The organism is Paenibacillus sp. CR_12 (assembly GCF_041953985.1).
Classification (GTDB): Bacteria; Bacillota; Bacilli; order Paenibacillales; family Paenibacillaceae; genus Paenibacillus_AQ; species Paenibacillus_AQ lautus_A.
Genome location: NZ_JAVFHO010000006.1, coordinates 348,999 through 364,918, shown reverse-complemented (window position 1 = coordinate 364,918; position 15,920 = coordinate 348,999). Strand labels below are relative to the sequence as shown.

Genomic DNA, 15,920 nt, shown 5'->3' with positions numbered 1-15,920 from the left:
ACAGGAGGATTCATATGGCGAAGATTTCAGATGCACCGCGAGCCCATGCCCGGTTCAAGTCTCCCGCGGACCGGTTATTCGATACCTTTAATATAGTCTTCATGATCTGTCTCATGATTGTCACGCTGTACCCGTTCATCAATACGCTCGCGGTTTCCTTCAACAATGCGACGGATTCGGTGAAAGGCGGCATTTATTTATGGCCGCGGGATTTCACGTGGGAGAATTATAAATATGTATTTAACGAAGCCACGATATTCCACGCTACCTTCATCTCGGTTCTGCGTACGCTGATCGGTACGATCACTTCCGTATTCTGCTGTGCCATGGTGGCCTACACGATCAGCCGTCCGGAATACGTGCTGCGCAAATTCGTGTCGATCGCCTTCATTTTGACCATGTATTTCAGCGGCGGTTTGATTCCGAACTTCCTGCTGATTCGCGAATTGGGCATGCTGGGCACCTTCTCGGTGTATATCATTCCGGGCCTGATCGGCGTATTCAACGTCATCGTCATCCGCTCCTTCATCGAGGGATTGCCTGAGGGGATCCTGGAATCGGCCCGGATCGACGGCGCCGGCGAATTCACGACCTTCCTGAAGATCGTGCTTCCGCTGTGCGTGCCCGTGCTTGCCACGGTATCGCTGTTTACGGCAGTATCCCAATGGAACTCCTGGTTCGACGTATTCTTGTACAACTCCTCGTACGGCGAGCTTAGCACCCTGCAATACGAGCTGATGAAGATACTCCAGAATTCCAACTCCTCGCTGAATTCGGGCAACGATTATGCAAGCCAGTTTGCAAGCTCGGAAAGCGGCGCGAATCAGGTCACGCCGACCTCCATTCGGGCGACGATGACCATAGTGGCCAGCGTGCCGATCATTCTGGTGTACCCGTTCCTGCAAAAATACTTCGTGCAAGGGATGACCCTTGGCGGGGTGAAAGGTTAAGCTGCGGGAACCGCTAAAGATGCGCCGTGCGCACTGCTCCATGGTGCACACGGTGCGTGGTCCGCGGCATGTCTGGATGTCCGTCGACCAACGGATGCCGCCGCATCACGATCATCAACGATCAATTTTGCTATTATCTTTAATTCTAAGGAGGGATTGGATATGTCCAATACGCAGCGAAGTGAACCCAGGCTTAAGGAGATGTTCGCGGATGACTTTCTCATCGGAGCGGCCGTGAACCCGAGGACGATCGAAACGCAGGAGGAATTGCTAGCGTACCATTTCAACAGCATTACGGCGGAAAATGAAATGAAGTTTGTCAGCGTGCACCCGGCGGAGGATACGTACACGTTCGAGGACGCGGACCGGCTTGCCGCTTTCGCCCGGAAGCATGGCATGAAGATGCGCGGCCATACGCTGGTATGGCATAACCAAACGACCGACTGGCTGTTCGAGGACAAGAACGGGGGCCTGGTGGATAAAGACACGCTGTACGAACGGCTTAAGTCGCATACCGACACGGTCGTGAAGCGGTACAAGGACGATATTTACGCCTGGGACGTCGTGAATGAGGTAATCGCCGATGAAAGCGCCGAACTTCTTCGTTCGTCCAAATGGCTGGACATTGCGGGCCCCGACTTTATCTCCAAGGCATTCGAGTATGCGCATGAAGCCGATCCGTCGGCCCTCTTGTTCTATAACGATTACAATGAGTCCCACCCGAATAAACGGGACAAAATCTACACGCTGGTCAAGTCTTTGCTGGATCAAGGAACTCCTGTTCACGGCGTTGGCTTGCAGGCCCACTGGAATCTGTACGATCCGGATCTTGACGATATCCGGGCGGCGATCGAGAAGTACGCGTCGCTCGGCCTGCAGCTTCAACTCACGGAGCTCGATGTGTCGATGTTCCGGTTCGACGACAAGCGGAAGGATCTGACCGAGGCGCCGGAGGAGCTGCTGGAGGCTCAAGCGAAGCGGTATGAGGCGATGTTCGGCATATTGAAGGAATACCGGGATTATATTACGTCCGTGACCTTCTGGGGTGCTGCCGACGATTACACCTGGCTGGACAATTTCCCGGTACGGGGGCGGAAGAATTGGCCTTTCCTGTTCGATGAGCGGCATCAGCCGAAACTGGCGTTTCATCGCTTGGTGGAGCGTATGGTCAAAGTGTAAGGATTTTAGGGGGTTGAACCCATCATTTTAGATAACGACAGCAATAATATAGGCGGCTGAAGCGCCATCAGCTTGTCATCTAGCCGGTCCTTGTGACCGGCGTCTGCATGTTAGCCCTTAAGGAAGCAGGAGTCGAAAACAGTGAGATGCTGGGGAGAAACGTTAACCTTGGCCCAAGAAAGGGGAAATTACGTTGAACAGCGCTTTATATCAAGCGTGGCTGCAGTATGCGCCCATTAAGGACGAGGAGCTTGCTGCCGCGTACAGCCGGCTGTTAGGCACCGTGGTTGCGGATTTGCAGCAGTCGCGGGTGGCAAACGCTGCGATCCAGGAACTGAGGAATGCATGTCGATCCATGCTCGGCATCGTACCGTCCATCACATCCGAGGCCAAGGCTTCATCCTATTTCGAGGTGCGTATTCATGCGGCAGACGCCGAAGAGGGCACGGAACAGATTGGGGAAGATTCGATGGGCGCGGGGAAAGCCCGGCTGGGTGCAGAGGGTTTTCGGCTGGAGCATTCAGGCCATGGGCAGCAGGAGAAGCTGATCCTGACCGGCGGAGCCGGGAAAGGCGTGTTATACGGGGTGTTCCATTTATTGAGATTGCTGGCATCCCACCAGCCGTTGACCGGTTTGAACATAATCGAGCAGCCTGTGAACGGAGTGCGGATGATCAATCAATGGGATAATGCCGACGGCTCGGTTGAACGGGGGTACTCGGGCAACTCGATTTTTTACGAAAACGGACGGTTCACCGAAAATTGGGATCGCGTAAGAGACTACGCCCGTCTGTTGGCTTCCGTGGCCCTGAATGCCATCTCCATTAATAACGTCAATGTGCATGAAATCGAGACGAAGTTCATTACCGCGGAATATTTGCCGACGATTGCAAAGATCGCGGATATCTTCCGGGAATACGGCATTACGCTGTACCTGAGCATAAACTTCGCCGCTCCGCTGCATATCGGCGGCGTACCCACGTCGGACCCGCTAGATCAAGAGGTTCGGCAGTGGTGGAAGGATACGGCGGATGAGATCTACGATCATATACCGGACTTCGGCGGCTTTGTGGTCAAGGCGGATTCGGAGCACCGTCCGGGCCCGTTCGCCTATGGCAGAGACCACGCCGATGGCGCCAATATGCTGGCCGAAGCAGTGGAACCGCATGGCGGGCTTGTCATCTGGCGCTGCTTCGTCTACAACTGCATGCAGGATTGGCGGGACCGCAGCACGGACCGCGCACGGGCGGCCTATGATCATTTTACCCCGCTGGACGGACGGTTTAAGGACAATGTGCTGCTGCAGATCAAGAACGGTCCGATGGACTTCCAAGTAAGGGAGCCGGTATCCCCGCTGTTCGGCAGCATGAAAGAGACCAATCAGGTGCTGGAGTTCCAGATCGCCCAGGAATATACCGGACAGCAGCGCCACGTATGCTATTTGGTGCCGCAGTGGAAAGAGGTGCTGGATTTCGATACCTACGCGAACGGAACGGGGTCCGAGGTTAAGAAGATCGTGGACGGTTCGCTGCACGGCATGAGATACAGCGGGATCGCCGCCGTTTCCAACATCGGGAATGATGAGAACTGGACGGGTCACACCTTGGCGCAGGCGAATCTGTATGGATTCGGCCGGCTGGTCTGGAATCCGGATATGTCCGCCGAAGGGATCGCGGAGGAATGGACGAGGCTGACCTTTGGCAATGATGAGACGGTGGTCGCCGTGGTGTGCGGCATGCTGATGCAATCGTGGCCGATCTATGAAAGCTACACGTCGCCGCTCGGGGTGGGCTGGATGATTACGCCGCATACGCATTACGGACCGGATGTGGACGGTTATGAATATTCAAGATGGGGCACCTACCATTTCGCGGATCGGGACGGTATTGGGGTGGACCGCACGGTGGCGACGGGCACGGGGTACACCGCACAGTATTTCGAGCCGAATGCAGCCCGATATGATTCGCTGGAGGATTGTCCTGACGAGCTGCTGCTGTTCTTCCATCATGTGCCGTACTCGCATGTGCTGAAATCCGGTAAAACGGTGATTCAGCATATCTATGACACGCACTTCGAAGGTGCGGAAGCTGCGGCCGGGCTCCTGAAAGCCTGGACATCGCTCGAAGGCAAGGTCGATCTGGAGCGTTTAACCCAAGTCACCGAACGGTTAGCTGACCAGGCCGAGCATGCCAAGCACTGGCGGGATGTGATCAATACGTATTTTTACCGGAAATCCGGCGTGCCGGATGCGCAGGGGCGGACGATTTATTAAGGGAGCTCAGGTTTTTCCGTATGCGGAAATATAGGGGGGTGCCCCATCAGGCTGCTGGCCTGATGGGGCACCTTTTTTCATAGGCCGAAAATTATCGCGGGTACAAGCATATACTGTAGATGACATGTCCCCACGGCAAAATGTTCCGCAATCTCATTCCATAAGCCGGGCTTTATAGGGTGGGGGGCTATATGATATACTAAGGTTAGAATTAAGAAGAAGTAACGTGATCAAGGGGGGAATGGGTATGACAACCGAGAACCATGTACATGATGCATGCGCAGTAACCGGTGAACGGAAGAGCCATCATTCGGACAAAACGAAAAACAATCTCATCAGCCGGTTGAACCGAATTGAAGGGCAGATCCGCGGCGTGAAGGGTTTAATTGAGAAGGATACGTACTGTGACGATGTGTTAAACCAGATCTCCTCGATTCAGTCGGCCTTGAACGGCGTCAGCAAATTGCTGCTCGAGCATCATATGAAGAGCTGCGTGGTGGAGCGCCTCCAGGAAGGCGACGATGAGGTCATTACCGAGCTGTTAACCACCATGAACAAGCTGATGAAGTAACGAAGGTTTCCTGCTGGGGCTATCCGATTACGAGGAATATCCATGGAGCTGCCGCCTTTGGAAGGTGGCAGCAATTGTTTGTTGAAGTTGATAAATACCGCACGGTTATGCGGTTTAATCATAGCGCGGCCATGTTTTTCAAAAAAAATGAGAAAACCCATTGACTAATTATAGGGTAGGGGGGTATACTAACATCAAGAAATGAGAACAACGAGTTTGATAACTTATTCGGGCTTGGCTGTAACAGAGCCCTAATAAATCCAATACCTAAAGGAGAGATTGATTATGGAACAGGTAACAATAAAAGTAGAAGGCATGTCCTGCATGCATTGCGTGAATTCCATCGAAGGAGCTTTAAAGAATGAGAACATCGAGGGACATGTGGATTTGAAGGCAGGCACGGTCTCCGTGAAATATGACGCAGCCAAAGTCAATTTGGATCAAATCAAAGAAATTATCGAGGAACAAGGATATAACGTAGTTTAACCAAACGGCACGAGGATGAAGAGGGGTGAGGAGAAGATGGGAGCAGAAGCAACAATGGAACAGAAGAAAACGTCGCTGCAGTTAACGGGTATGACATGTGCCGCCTGTGCGAATCGGATTGAGAAGGGTCTTAGCAAAATGGAGGGCGTCCAGGAAGCGAATGTGAATTTTGCGCTGGAAAAAGCGTCGGTTACATTTGATCCGAGTGTGGTTACCGTCCAGCAGATGGAAGAGAAAATCGAAAAGCTGGGTTACGGAACAGCAAAGGAAACGGTGGACCTTCAGCTGATTGGCATGTACTGCGCGGCCTGTGCTACGAAAATCGAAAAAGTGGTTAGCCGGATGCCAGGTGTTAATCAGGCCAATGTCAATTTTGCACTGGAGACGGCCCGGGTGGAATTCAATCCCGCCGAGGTCAGCCTTAGCGATATTCAACAGCGCGTGGAGAAGCTCGGGTATCAGGCGGTTTCCAAACAGGAGACGCTTGATCAGGAAGGTCACCGCAAGGAGGCCATCACCAAGCAAAAGCGGAAGCTGCTCCTGTCAGCGATTCTGTCGCTGCCGCTGCTCTGGGCCATGGTAAGCCATTTCTCCTTCACCTCCTGGATCTGGATGCCCGATCTGTTCATGAACCCTTGGTTCCAGCTGATCCTGGCAACGCCGGTACAGTTTTTTATCGGGAAACAGTTCTATGTGGGAGCTTATAAGGCTCTCCGCAACAAAAGCGCCAATATGGACGTTCTGGTCGCACTCGGTACCTCGGCAGCCTATTTCTACAGCCTGTATTTAACGATCGATTGGGCCGCTGCCGGAGCAAACGCTCACCATGGGCCTGAAATGTACTATGAAACGAGTGCGGTGCTGATCACGCTGGTCATTATGGGGAAACTGTTCGAATCCCTGGCCAAAGGCCGTACCTCGGAGGCCATTAAAACCCTGATGGGTCTTCAAGCCAAAACGGCGCTGGTCGTTCGTGACGGTCAGGAGATGACCATCCCGGTGGAACAGGTCCTGGTGGGTGATTTAGTACTGGTAAAGCCGGGTGAGAAAATTCCGGTGGACGGTAAAGTCGTGGAGGGCACGTCGGCGGTAGACGAGTCGATGCTGACCGGTGAGAGCATTCCGGTTGAGAAAAAAGCGGGCGATGCCGTCATCGGCGCCACGATTAACAAGAACGGACGCTTGACGCTTGAAGCGACGAAGGTGGGCAAAGAGACAGCTCTAGCCCAAATTATCAAGGTGGTTGAGGAGGCGCAGGGCTCCAAGGCCCCGATTCAGCGGGTGGCCGATGTCATCTCCGGCATTTTCGTTCCGATCGTGGTCGGGATTGCGATTGTTGCTTTCCTCGTATGGTACTTCTGGGTAACGCCTGGTAATTTCGCGCAATCGTTAGAAATTGCCATTGCGATCCTGGTTATTGCATGTCCGTGTGCGCTGGGTCTGGCTACGCCGACCTCGATCATGGCGGGTTCGGGCCGTGCCGCAGAGCTGGGCGTTCTGTTCAAGGGCGGGGAGCATCTGGAGTCCACGCACAAAATCGACGCGATTATTCTGGACAAAACAGGAACGGTCACGAAAGGCAAGCCTGAACTGACCGATGTGGAAGTCGATAACATCGATCAGGAGCTGTTCCTGCGTTTGGTCGGAGCTGCCGAGAAGAGCTCCGAGCATCCGCTTGCCGAAGCGATCGTGGCCGGGATTGAGGCGAGAGGGACGAAGCTTCCGACTGCCGAGCATTTTGAGGCGATTCCGGGCTACGGCATCCAGGCCAGCGTGGAAGGACACGAAGTTCTGGTCGGTACTCGCAAGCTGATGGCACTGCATAACGTGCCGATCGATGCGGTCCTGGCCAGAATGTCGGAGCTGGAAACCGAGGGTAAGACTGCTATGCTTACCGCGGTAGACGGCCGATATGCCGGTCTTGTGGCCGTAGCGGATACCATCAAGGAGACGTCTAAGGCTGCTGTAGCACGGCTGAAGCAAATGGGTATCGAAGTGATCATGATTACCGGCGACAACGAACGCACGGCTCAGGCCATCGCCAAGCAGGTTGGCATTGACCATGTGCTTGCCGAGGTACTGCCGGAGGGCAAAGCGGATGAAGTGAAGAAACTCCAGCAGCAGGGCAAGAAGGTCGCCATGGTCGGCGACGGCATTAACGATGCCCCGGCCCTTGCGGTTGCCGATATCGGGATGGCCATCGGCACAGGTACGGATGTGGCCATGGAAGCCGCCGACGTTACGCTGATGAAGGGCGACCTGAACAGCATTCCGGACGCCATCTACATGAGCCGCAAGACGATGAGCAACATCCGTCAGAACCTGTTCTGGGCCTTGGGTTATAACTCGCTCGGCATTCCGATTGCCGCCATCGGGCTTCTGGCGCCTTGGGTGGCCGGGGCTGCCATGGCACTTAGCTCCGTATCGGTCGTGCTGAATGCCCTTCGTCTGCAGCGGATGAAGGTATAACGGGAAGCAGGCCTTTTATATAGAGTATGTTGGTAACCAAGCAAGAAAACGATATTAGGGTGACTTGATGGGAGTGTAGACATTTGGCCATGCAAAAATTTGCTGTGACCCCCGGCTTTGAAGTGGGCGGAACGCTGTTCCGCCCGGATCAGCTGGCCGTATTGGGGTCCATCGTAGGCGATGATGCCCGCATCGAGATGACAACCTTCAAGCAGCTGTACGTGGAGATGGATGAAGAGCGGGTGGAGGAAGCCAAGGCGAAGCTGGAAGCCGCCGGACTGGAGGTACATCCCGCCGGCTTCGTCTCCAAGAGCCTGATTACCTGCAACTTTTGCCGGGGGGCGGAGGATTCGGGACTGGATGTTGCCAAGATGCTGGATGAAGCTATCGCCGACCATACCGTACCCAATCCGCTAAAGATCGGGTACGCAGGCTGCGCGCTCGGCACCAGCGAGCCGCTGCTGAAGGATATTGCCGTTATTAAGATGCGAAATACCTACGATATCTATGTAGGCGGGGAGCCGAGAGGCTTGAAGGCTTCGCTGGCGAAGCAGCTGCATGCGGATTTAACGCCGGATCAGCTGGCCCCGATCATTCTGAAGCTGATCGCCATCTACCAGGAGCACGGCAAGAAAAAAGAGAAGTTCTCGCGTTTCGTTGAGCGCATGACACTGGATCATCTCCGCCAATCCACGCTGGATGCGCGGATGGATACGGCAGGATGAACGAAGGACAATGAAAGGCATCACCTCAGGGTGGTGCTTTTTTTGTCGGTGGAGGCTGGACGCTGGAGTTCTTCCCATCCGTCGGAGTCCAGTTGGGCGCCACCATGACATCTTCTTTATTCCTCAAGGTAACATGTGTAGTTTAGAGGGTTACTCCGAAGCAACGATGGATATACTTTCAAGAGCACCTGCGGGTGCTCTTTTTCTATTTGGCAGATTTGTAGTGCAGCAGCATCTTTGCCCAGCTTGGCCAATTCGAATCATTTTTAATATAGACGGGTTTCCATCGGGCGTAAATGTGGGAATAACCACCAAATCGGGCATTTTATCGTGGTTGACGAGCAATGTGAAAGGGTATACAATTTTAATTGTTAAAAGCTTTTAACTATTTAAATTCGTAATATATAAGTGTGGGACTTCGTTAAGCATCGAGGTGATGAAACTGGATAAGCGGGAGCATTTATCTAACATGGTAGCCCGTCAGATGATGACGCTTGTGGCGAACTATGCCAAGATTCTGGACAATGATTTGACCGGCCCCCAGTATTACGTGCTTCAGACCTTGGCGTATGAGGGGCAGCAGACCAGCTCGTATTTTGCCAATGCCCTGAATGTTACGCTGTCGGCTGTCACCAACTTGAGCAACAAGCTGGTGAGCAAGGGTTATATTGAACGGGTAGCGTCGAGCGAGGACAGGCGTCAAGTCTATCTTAGGATCACGGAGCAGGGATGCGAGGTGGAAGCCCGGATGATTGCGAAGTACCGTGAATTGAATGAAGGCTTATGGTCGGATTTCTCGGATCAGGAGATGGATGTCTTGATCGCTTCGTACGAGAAGATGATCGAGCATTTGCAGCTTAAGATCGGGCAGTCCCATATGGACAGCCAATCCAACGACTAACATTAGGAGGTATTTATATGGGAAGATTAGACAATAAAGTAGCGATTATTACGGGTGCGGCTGGAGGCATGGGTAAAGCTGACGCTCTTTTGTTTGCGCAAGAGGGGGCCAAGGTTGCGATTACGGACCTTCAGGAGGACAAAATCAAAGACGTCGTCGCTGAGATTGAAGCGCTCGGCGGCGAAGCACTGGGAATCAAGCATAACGTTGCTTCCGAAGAAGATTGGGTCCGCGTCGTGGACGAGACGGTTCAAAAATTCGGCAAAATCGATATTCTGGTCAACAATGCCGGTGTCTCCAATGCAACGCCGTTCATGGATTTGACGGTCGAAGGCTGGGAGAAGACGATGTCGATCAACGTCACGAGCATATTCCTCGGCCAAAAATATGTCATTCCGCACATGATCGAAGCCGGCGGCGGCTCCATCGTCAACATCTCCTCCATTGCCGGCCTGACGGGCGGAAGCGGCGCCGGTCCTTACACGGCAAGCAAAGGCGCGGTACGCATGCTGACCAAAGCCACGGCCGTTGACTTTGCGAAGCATAACATCCGCTGCAACTCGGTTCACCCGGGCTACATCGAAACGCCAATGACCGTGGATCTCTTCAAGGACGAAAAAATGATGCAGTGGTTCCAATCCCAGACGCCGTTGCCACGACTCGGCAAAGCGGAAGATATCGCGCGCGGCGTGCTGTTCCTGGCATCCGACGAGTCCTCTTATATTACGGGCGTCGAGTTGCCGATCGACGGCGGATATTTCGCGAAGTAAGCCGGACATTCATTCAGCTTGTTCATAAGCTGTCGATGTTTTGAATCATAAGGACACAAGCTCAGTCAGACGTTATATTTATTTTCATCAAGGGGAGTGTTGTTTCATGTCCGATAACCAACAGATTGCTGTCATTACCGGCGCGGCCAGCGGGATCGGCAGAGCCGCCAGCCTGAAATTGGCAGAGAGCGGTGCCGCGGTTGTGCTCGTGGATTTCAACAAGGAAGCCGGCGAAGAGACGCTGCGATTGATTAAGGAGCAGGGCGGAGAGGGAATCTTCGTACAGGCGGATGTGACAAAAACCGAGGATGTACAGAACTATGTGAACAAGGCGGTTGAAGCTTACGGCCGAGTCGATTTCTTCTTCAATAATGCAGGTATCGTGCAGAAGTTCTCCATGCTGGACGATATCGACGAGAACGAATTTGACCGTCAAATGTCCGTGAATGTGAAGGGCGCTTTCCTTGGCATGAAGTATGTTTTGAAGGTCATGAAGGAACAGGGCAGCGGACATATCGTGAACACGGCTTCCACGGCGGGCATCCGCAGCGAACACAGTGCCGCCGCATATTCGGCAAGCAAGCATGCGGTTGTGGGCTTGACCAAGGCGGCTGCCTTGGAATACGTGAAGCAGGGCATTCGCGTGAACGCCATCTGCCCGGGCGGCGTTCAGACGCCGCTGACCGCAGCGGTGGCCAAGTCCTTCATGGAAGGCGGCTACGTGCCTGAGGAAGTGGGCAACATGCGGATGGGCCGTCCGGCTGAGGCGGACGAAATCGCAAACGTGGTTGCCTTCCTGGCTTCCCCGGGCTCCAGCTACATGACGGGCTCGCTGGTTACGATTGATGGCGGGCTGACGCTGTAATATCCGGATTGAAAAAAAGACCAGTCAGGCACCGGAGTTTCGGGCTTGACTGGTCTTTTTGGCATGACGTTTATTTAATGCCGACGACTTCCGCCAGCAGCTCATAAGAACGGAGGCGCGCTTGATGATCATAGATCGCGGCCGCGACAATGATTTCGTCCGCGTCCGTCGACTGCTGGAACTGCTCCAGTTGCGCGCGGACGGTTGCGGGACTGCCGATGGCGGAAAAACTGAGCTGGCGCTTCACGATGGCCTGCTCCTGCAGGTTCCACAGATCATCCATGCTGTCCACCGGCGGACTCAGCTGGCCGGTGCGGCCCCGGATGATGTTCAGGAACTGCTGGTAGGGCGAGGTAGCCAGGCGCTGCGCTTCCTCATCCGTGTCGGCGCAGATCACGTTCACGCCGATCATGGCATACGGCTTGCTTAGCTCGGATGAAGGGCGGAAGCTGGTCCGGTACAGATCGAGCGCAGCCATTAGATAGTCCGGAGCAAAGTGGCTCGCAAAAGAGAACGGAAGCCCCAGCTGACCCGCAAGCTGCGCACTGAAACCGCTGGAGCCGAGCAGCCAGATCGGAACATGCAGGCCTTCCCCCGGAATCGCCCGGATGCGCATGGACGAGCCGGAGGTAGGCTGGAAGTAATTCCGCAGCTCGCCGAGGCGGTCCGGGAAGTCCTGGCCGTCGCTGCCCGGGCCGCGGCGGAGCGCCCGGGAGGTTAGCTGATCCGAACCCGGCGCACGGCCAAGACCTAGATCGATCCGGCCGGGATACAAGGATTCTAGGGTGCCGAACTGCTCGGCAATGACAAGCGGAGCATGGTTCGGCAGCATAATGCCGCCGGATCCGACGCGGATCTTGCTGGTGCCTCCGGCCACATGGCCTATGACCACCGAAGTGGCCGAGCTGGCGATCCCCGGCATGTTGTGATGTTCGGCAAGCCAGTAGCGGTTATAGCCCCACTTCTCGGCATGCTGAGCCAGATCAAGCGTATTCCGCAGCGACTGTGCAGCTGTGCTGCCCGCTGTAATCGGCGCCAGATCGAGGATGGAAATCGGGATATCGCGAAGCGTTTTGGACGCTGTATGGTCAAGATTTGCTTCTGTCATACGGTATGACCTCCTTATTCGTGCACGGCACGGTAAGTATTCTATATAGAGACGGGCACCCGGTTGAACGGACGCCGGACATGAAATCCATCTATCGAAAAATGGTATCTCTATATAACGAACATTATATACCTACTTAATCCATAAGAAAAATGTACATCGATGTCTTTCACAGAAGCCAGACCGCGTTTAGCGGAAATTTTTCTTGCGATGATCGAAAGGTCCGGCTTTGCTGAAAGCTATTAGATTCGAAATCGGCATGCAGCTCATCCATATAGTATATGCTTTTTAAGCTGGTCTAAGTATCGCTAAACCCTATTCATGCATTTTTAATGAAGGAGTTTCGATGCACAGCTTCTCACATAATATGAGTTTAAAAAAACCAAACAACGCAGCCATCAAATGGCTGCGTTGTTGAACGTTAGATAATAAGCTGATGGTGTCCTTATTCCGCTCCGTTGGGCAGCTCAATCCGCTCCATCCCGTTCATGTAAGGCCTGAGCGCCTTCGGAATGAGGATCGAACCGTCGGGCTGCTGGTGGTTCTCCAGCAGCGGGATGAGAATTCGCGGCGAAGCCACGGCCGTATTGTTCAGGGTGTGACAGTAGCGCAGCTTGCCTTCCGCGTCCCGGTAGCGGATGTTCGAGCGGCGCGCCTGGAAGTCGAGCAGATTCGACGACGAGTGGGTCTCCCCATAAGCTCCGCGGCTTGGCATCCATGTCTCGATGTCGTATTGTTTGTATGTTTTCTGCGACATGTCCCCGGTACAGACGGCAACGACCCGGTAAGGCAATTCGAGCTTCTGCAGCAGTTCCTCGGCATTGGCCGTAATCTCTTGCAGAAGCTGCTCCGAGGCCTCCGTGCTGGCTTCGCAGAGAACGACCTGTTCCACCTTCGCGAACTGGTGCACCCGATAGAGGCCGTGGACGTCCCGGCCGCCCGAGCCAACCTCGCTCCGGAAACAGAGCGATGCTGCTGCCAGGCGAATCGGCTCCGCTACATCGACGATTTCCCCGCTGTAGAACGATACCAACGGCACCTCCGAGGTACCGACGAGCCATTTATCTTGCTCCGTAATTTGAAAGGCCTGATCCTGACCGAGCGGGAAGAAGGCGGTATTCTGCATGGCCTCCGTCCTTACGGTTAACGGTACGTCCATAAGGGTGAAACCCTTGGCTACCAGCATATCCACCGCCAGCTGCTGAACGGCCCGATGGAGCATTGCGCCGATGCCTGTCAGGTAGTAGCTGCGCGTGCCAGCGGTTTTGACGCCGCGGGGAATGTCGACCATGCGGTGCAGTTCCCCGAGCGTGACATGGTCCCTGAATTGATAATCAAACACGGGGAGCTCGCCTACTCGTCTGATCTCCACGTTGTCCTCATCCGAGGCTCCCACAGGCGTGTCCGGCGACACGATATTCGGTACGAGTATAAGCAGCTCGCTATAAGCTTCGTTAACCTCCCGGTATAACGTTTCCTGCTGGTCTAGTTCCTCGTTGATGGTTTTGACCTGCTGTTTTTGCCGTTCCGCTTCATCCGGTTTGCCTTGCCGCACCAGGGCACTGATCTCCTGCGAGATGGCATTACGCTGCTGACGCAATGCTTCCACGGCCAACAGCAGCGTACGCCGCTGGTCATCCAGCCGGACAAGCTCGGCAACCGAAAGGGCGATGCCTTTCCGGTCAGCCACCTGCTGCAATTCTTCCTGATGATCCGCGCTCTCCCGGATCCATTTCATATCTAACATAATCACCGCGCTCCTTTGCCCTAAAAAAATAAAAAAGCGTCCTAGTCCATATGGGACGAGGGACGCTTATGCGCTCGCGGTGCCACCCAAATTGATTGAACCGTAACCTGACCAAGGAACATGTCGGCCTGCGTTCAATCCACTTTGATTCCGCGGTAACGGGCGGGTCCGGTTAACTTAGGGGGACGGTTGATCGGGTATAGATCGAATCCCCTTGACGAGAACGCCTCAGAGTTGGAAGCTCATCATCGGCCTGATACTGATATTGTTGTTCAGTATACCGCATGAGATGTCTTTTATACAAGGGGTTAACCGGATTTTTGTACGCCGTTACGTCGACGCCGCTTTCTTCGCGGATCCCTGCCTCCACCTGACAGGCTGCTCTGCGTCCCAGCGGAAGGTCCACGCCGCCGCTCCGAGAATGAGGATCGTAAAGCCGGTCAGGATGAGGAGCGGCATCCATATGCCGACGAAATCTCCCTGCGGATGGACTGCGATCGCCATGGCATCGACCAGATGGTGAAACGGCTGCAGCTGCCCCAGGGTGACGACCCATGATGGGGCATGTTCCAAGGAGTAGAAGGCCTCGCTGGTCAGCAGCATCGGAAAGCTCATCAAGTTCGAGATCATGTTGACATTGCCTTCGTCCCTGGACAGATTGGCAGCCAGAAAACCGAGCGCGGTAAAACAGACGGAGCCGATCAGCAGTACGAGCAGCATCAGCGCCAGTCCCGTGAGGCTCAACTGCACCCCAAGCAGAAGCAGGCTCATGAGAATCACGCAGGCGCTGACGAGCAGTGCCAGCACGGTTCGTGCCCCTGTCATTGCGGCAATGAAGTAGACGGTTCGAAAGGGCGTCGCCCGCAGCAGCTTGTAGATGCCCCGGTTGCGCTGGGCCATGACGTTAAAAGCGGTGACCATAGTGGCCCCGAACAGGATGTTGGTTGTCAGCACGCCTGCGAGAAGTCGGTGGGAGTAGGCCGCATCATGGAAGTAAAGACCCAATCCGACCAGCATGGCGATTGGAAAAACGATGTTCCAAACCAGGGTGTGGGTATCGCGGAACATGCTCCGCAGCATCGTTGCCATAATCATACGCATATCGATTCCTCCTAAGGTTTCTTTTTACTTGCATTCTCCATTTTCGAGTTCCTCGGTCAATTGGATATACAGCTGTTCCAGGCTGTCCGTGCCGTAACGGCTGAGCAGCTCATCCGGCGTGCCGGAGGCATGCACCTTTCCACCGCAGATAAGCACCAGCCGGGTGGCGAGTTTATGGACCTCCTCCATGTCATGCGAGGTGAATACGATGGAGGTGCCGGTATCCGCCAATGAACGGATCAGCTCCCGGATATCCCGGCGGGCCCGCGGGTCCAGCGCTGCGGTGGGCTCGTCGAGGAACAGCAGCTTGGGGTCGTGGACCAGCGTCATGGCAATGGCGAGCCGTTTCTGCTGCCCCCCGGAGAGTCTGAGCGCATCGGTCCTGGCAGCCTCCGCAAGTCCGCATCGGTCCAGGTGCCGGATCAGCTCCGCGCCGCGGAGACGTTTGCCGTAGAAAGCCGCGAACATGCGCAGATTCTCCATGGCGGTAAATCCGGGAAAGAAGGGTGTGGACTGCAGCTGAAGCCCGATGTGCGGCGAAGGATCGGATGTCCAGTAGGTGACCGTACCGGCATCGGGGCAGCGCAGACCCAGCACCAGATCCAGCGTCGTTGATTTCCCCGCGCCGTTCGGCCCGATGATCGCCAGCACTTCGCCTTCCCGTATGTTCAGAGTCACATCCCGTACGACCGTCCGCTGCCCATAGGTTTTTCTTAATCCCTTCGCTTGAATGAGTGTAGTTAACGTCATTTTCGTTGCACGCTCCTTATTTGTCC

General features: G+C 54.7%; 14 protein-coding genes. 10 read left to right on the top strand and 4 right to left on the bottom strand.

Annotation, left to right across the window (positions count from 1 at the left end; translation table 11 throughout):
- Positions 1–14 precede the first annotated feature (14 nt).
- The 10 genes from RB297_RS23250 (at position 15) to RB297_RS23205 (ending at position 11,188) form a co-directional block, all read left to right on the top strand.
- The gene (locus RB297_RS23250) at positions 15–950 is read left to right on the top strand and encodes a carbohydrate ABC transporter permease (protein ID WP_036659372.1); all 936 of its coding nucleotides are present in this window, start codon (positions 15–17) and stop codon (positions 948–950) included.
- Positions 951–1,112: 162 nt separating this feature from the next.
- Entirely contained in the window at positions 1,113–2,129 is a 1,017-nt protein-coding gene (locus RB297_RS23245) for an endo-1,4-beta-xylanase (RefSeq protein ID WP_375121556.1), read from the top strand.
- A gap of 193 nt (positions 2,130–2,322) precedes the next feature.
- Complete coding sequence (locus RB297_RS23240) at positions 2,323–4,401, top strand: alpha-glucuronidase family glycosyl hydrolase (protein ID WP_375121555.1); 2,079 nt, start codon at positions 2,323–2,325, stop codon at positions 4,399–4,401.
- Positions 4,402–4,648: 247 nt separating this feature from the next.
- Positions 4,649–4,972 (top strand): metal-sensitive transcriptional regulator, encoded by a 324-nt coding sequence (locus RB297_RS23235; RefSeq protein WP_375121554.1) that lies wholly within the window; start codon positions 4,649–4,651, stop codon positions 4,970–4,972.
- Between the two features lie 285 nt (positions 4,973–5,257).
- Positions 5,258–5,458, top strand: coding sequence for a cation transporter (locus tag RB297_RS23230; RefSeq protein ID WP_213580740.1), 201 nt, complete (start codon positions 5,258–5,260; stop codon positions 5,456–5,458).
- Positions 5,459–5,494: 36 nt separating this feature from the next.
- The gene (locus RB297_RS23225; RefSeq protein WP_375121553.1) at positions 5,495–7,927 is read left to right on the top strand and encodes a heavy metal translocating P-type ATPase; all 2,433 of its coding nucleotides are present in this window, start codon (positions 5,495–5,497) and stop codon (positions 7,925–7,927) included.
- Between the two features lie 83 nt (positions 7,928–8,010).
- A complete protein-coding gene (locus tag RB297_RS23220) occupies positions 8,011–8,652 on the top strand; it encodes a nitrite reductase (protein ID WP_375121552.1) in 642 nt (213 codons plus the stop codon).
- A gap of 469 nt (positions 8,653–9,121) precedes the next feature.
- Complete coding sequence (locus RB297_RS23215; RefSeq protein WP_375121551.1) at positions 9,122–9,553, top strand: MarR family winged helix-turn-helix transcriptional regulator; 432 nt, start codon at positions 9,122–9,124, stop codon at positions 9,551–9,553.
- A 17-nt stretch (positions 9,554–9,570) separates the two neighbouring features.
- Positions 9,571–10,323 (top strand): SDR family NAD(P)-dependent oxidoreductase, encoded by a 753-nt coding sequence (locus RB297_RS23210; protein ID WP_036659355.1) that lies wholly within the window; start codon positions 9,571–9,573, stop codon positions 10,321–10,323.
- Positions 10,324–10,429: 106 nt separating this feature from the next.
- The gene (locus RB297_RS23205; protein ID WP_096775741.1) at positions 10,430–11,188 is read left to right on the top strand and encodes an SDR family NAD(P)-dependent oxidoreductase; all 759 of its coding nucleotides are present in this window, start codon (positions 10,430–10,432) and stop codon (positions 11,186–11,188) included.
- Positions 11,189–11,258: 70 nt separating this feature from the next.
- On the opposite strand, the gene RB297_RS23200 is transcribed toward RB297_RS23205, so the two are convergent.
- From RB297_RS23200 to RB297_RS23185, 4 genes are all read right to left on the bottom strand, one after another.
- Complete coding sequence (locus tag RB297_RS23200; RefSeq protein WP_036659353.1) at positions 11,259–12,296, bottom strand: LLM class flavin-dependent oxidoreductase; 1,038 nt, start codon at positions 12,294–12,296, stop codon at positions 11,259–11,261.
- A 445-nt stretch (positions 12,297–12,741) separates the two neighbouring features.
- On the bottom strand, positions 12,742–14,043 hold the full coding sequence (gene serS, locus RB297_RS23195) for a serine--tRNA ligase (protein WP_375121550.1): 1,302 nt from the start codon (positions 14,041–14,043) through the stop codon (positions 12,742–12,744).
- 330 nt (positions 14,044–14,373) lie between these two features.
- Complete coding sequence (locus tag RB297_RS23190) at positions 14,374–15,144, bottom strand: ABC transporter permease (RefSeq protein WP_375121549.1); 771 nt, start codon at positions 15,142–15,144, stop codon at positions 14,374–14,376.
- Between the two features lie 24 nt (positions 15,145–15,168).
- Entirely contained in the window at positions 15,169–15,894 is a 726-nt protein-coding gene (locus RB297_RS23185) for an ABC transporter ATP-binding protein (protein WP_375121548.1), read from the bottom strand.
- Positions 15,895–15,920 lie beyond the last annotated feature (26 nt).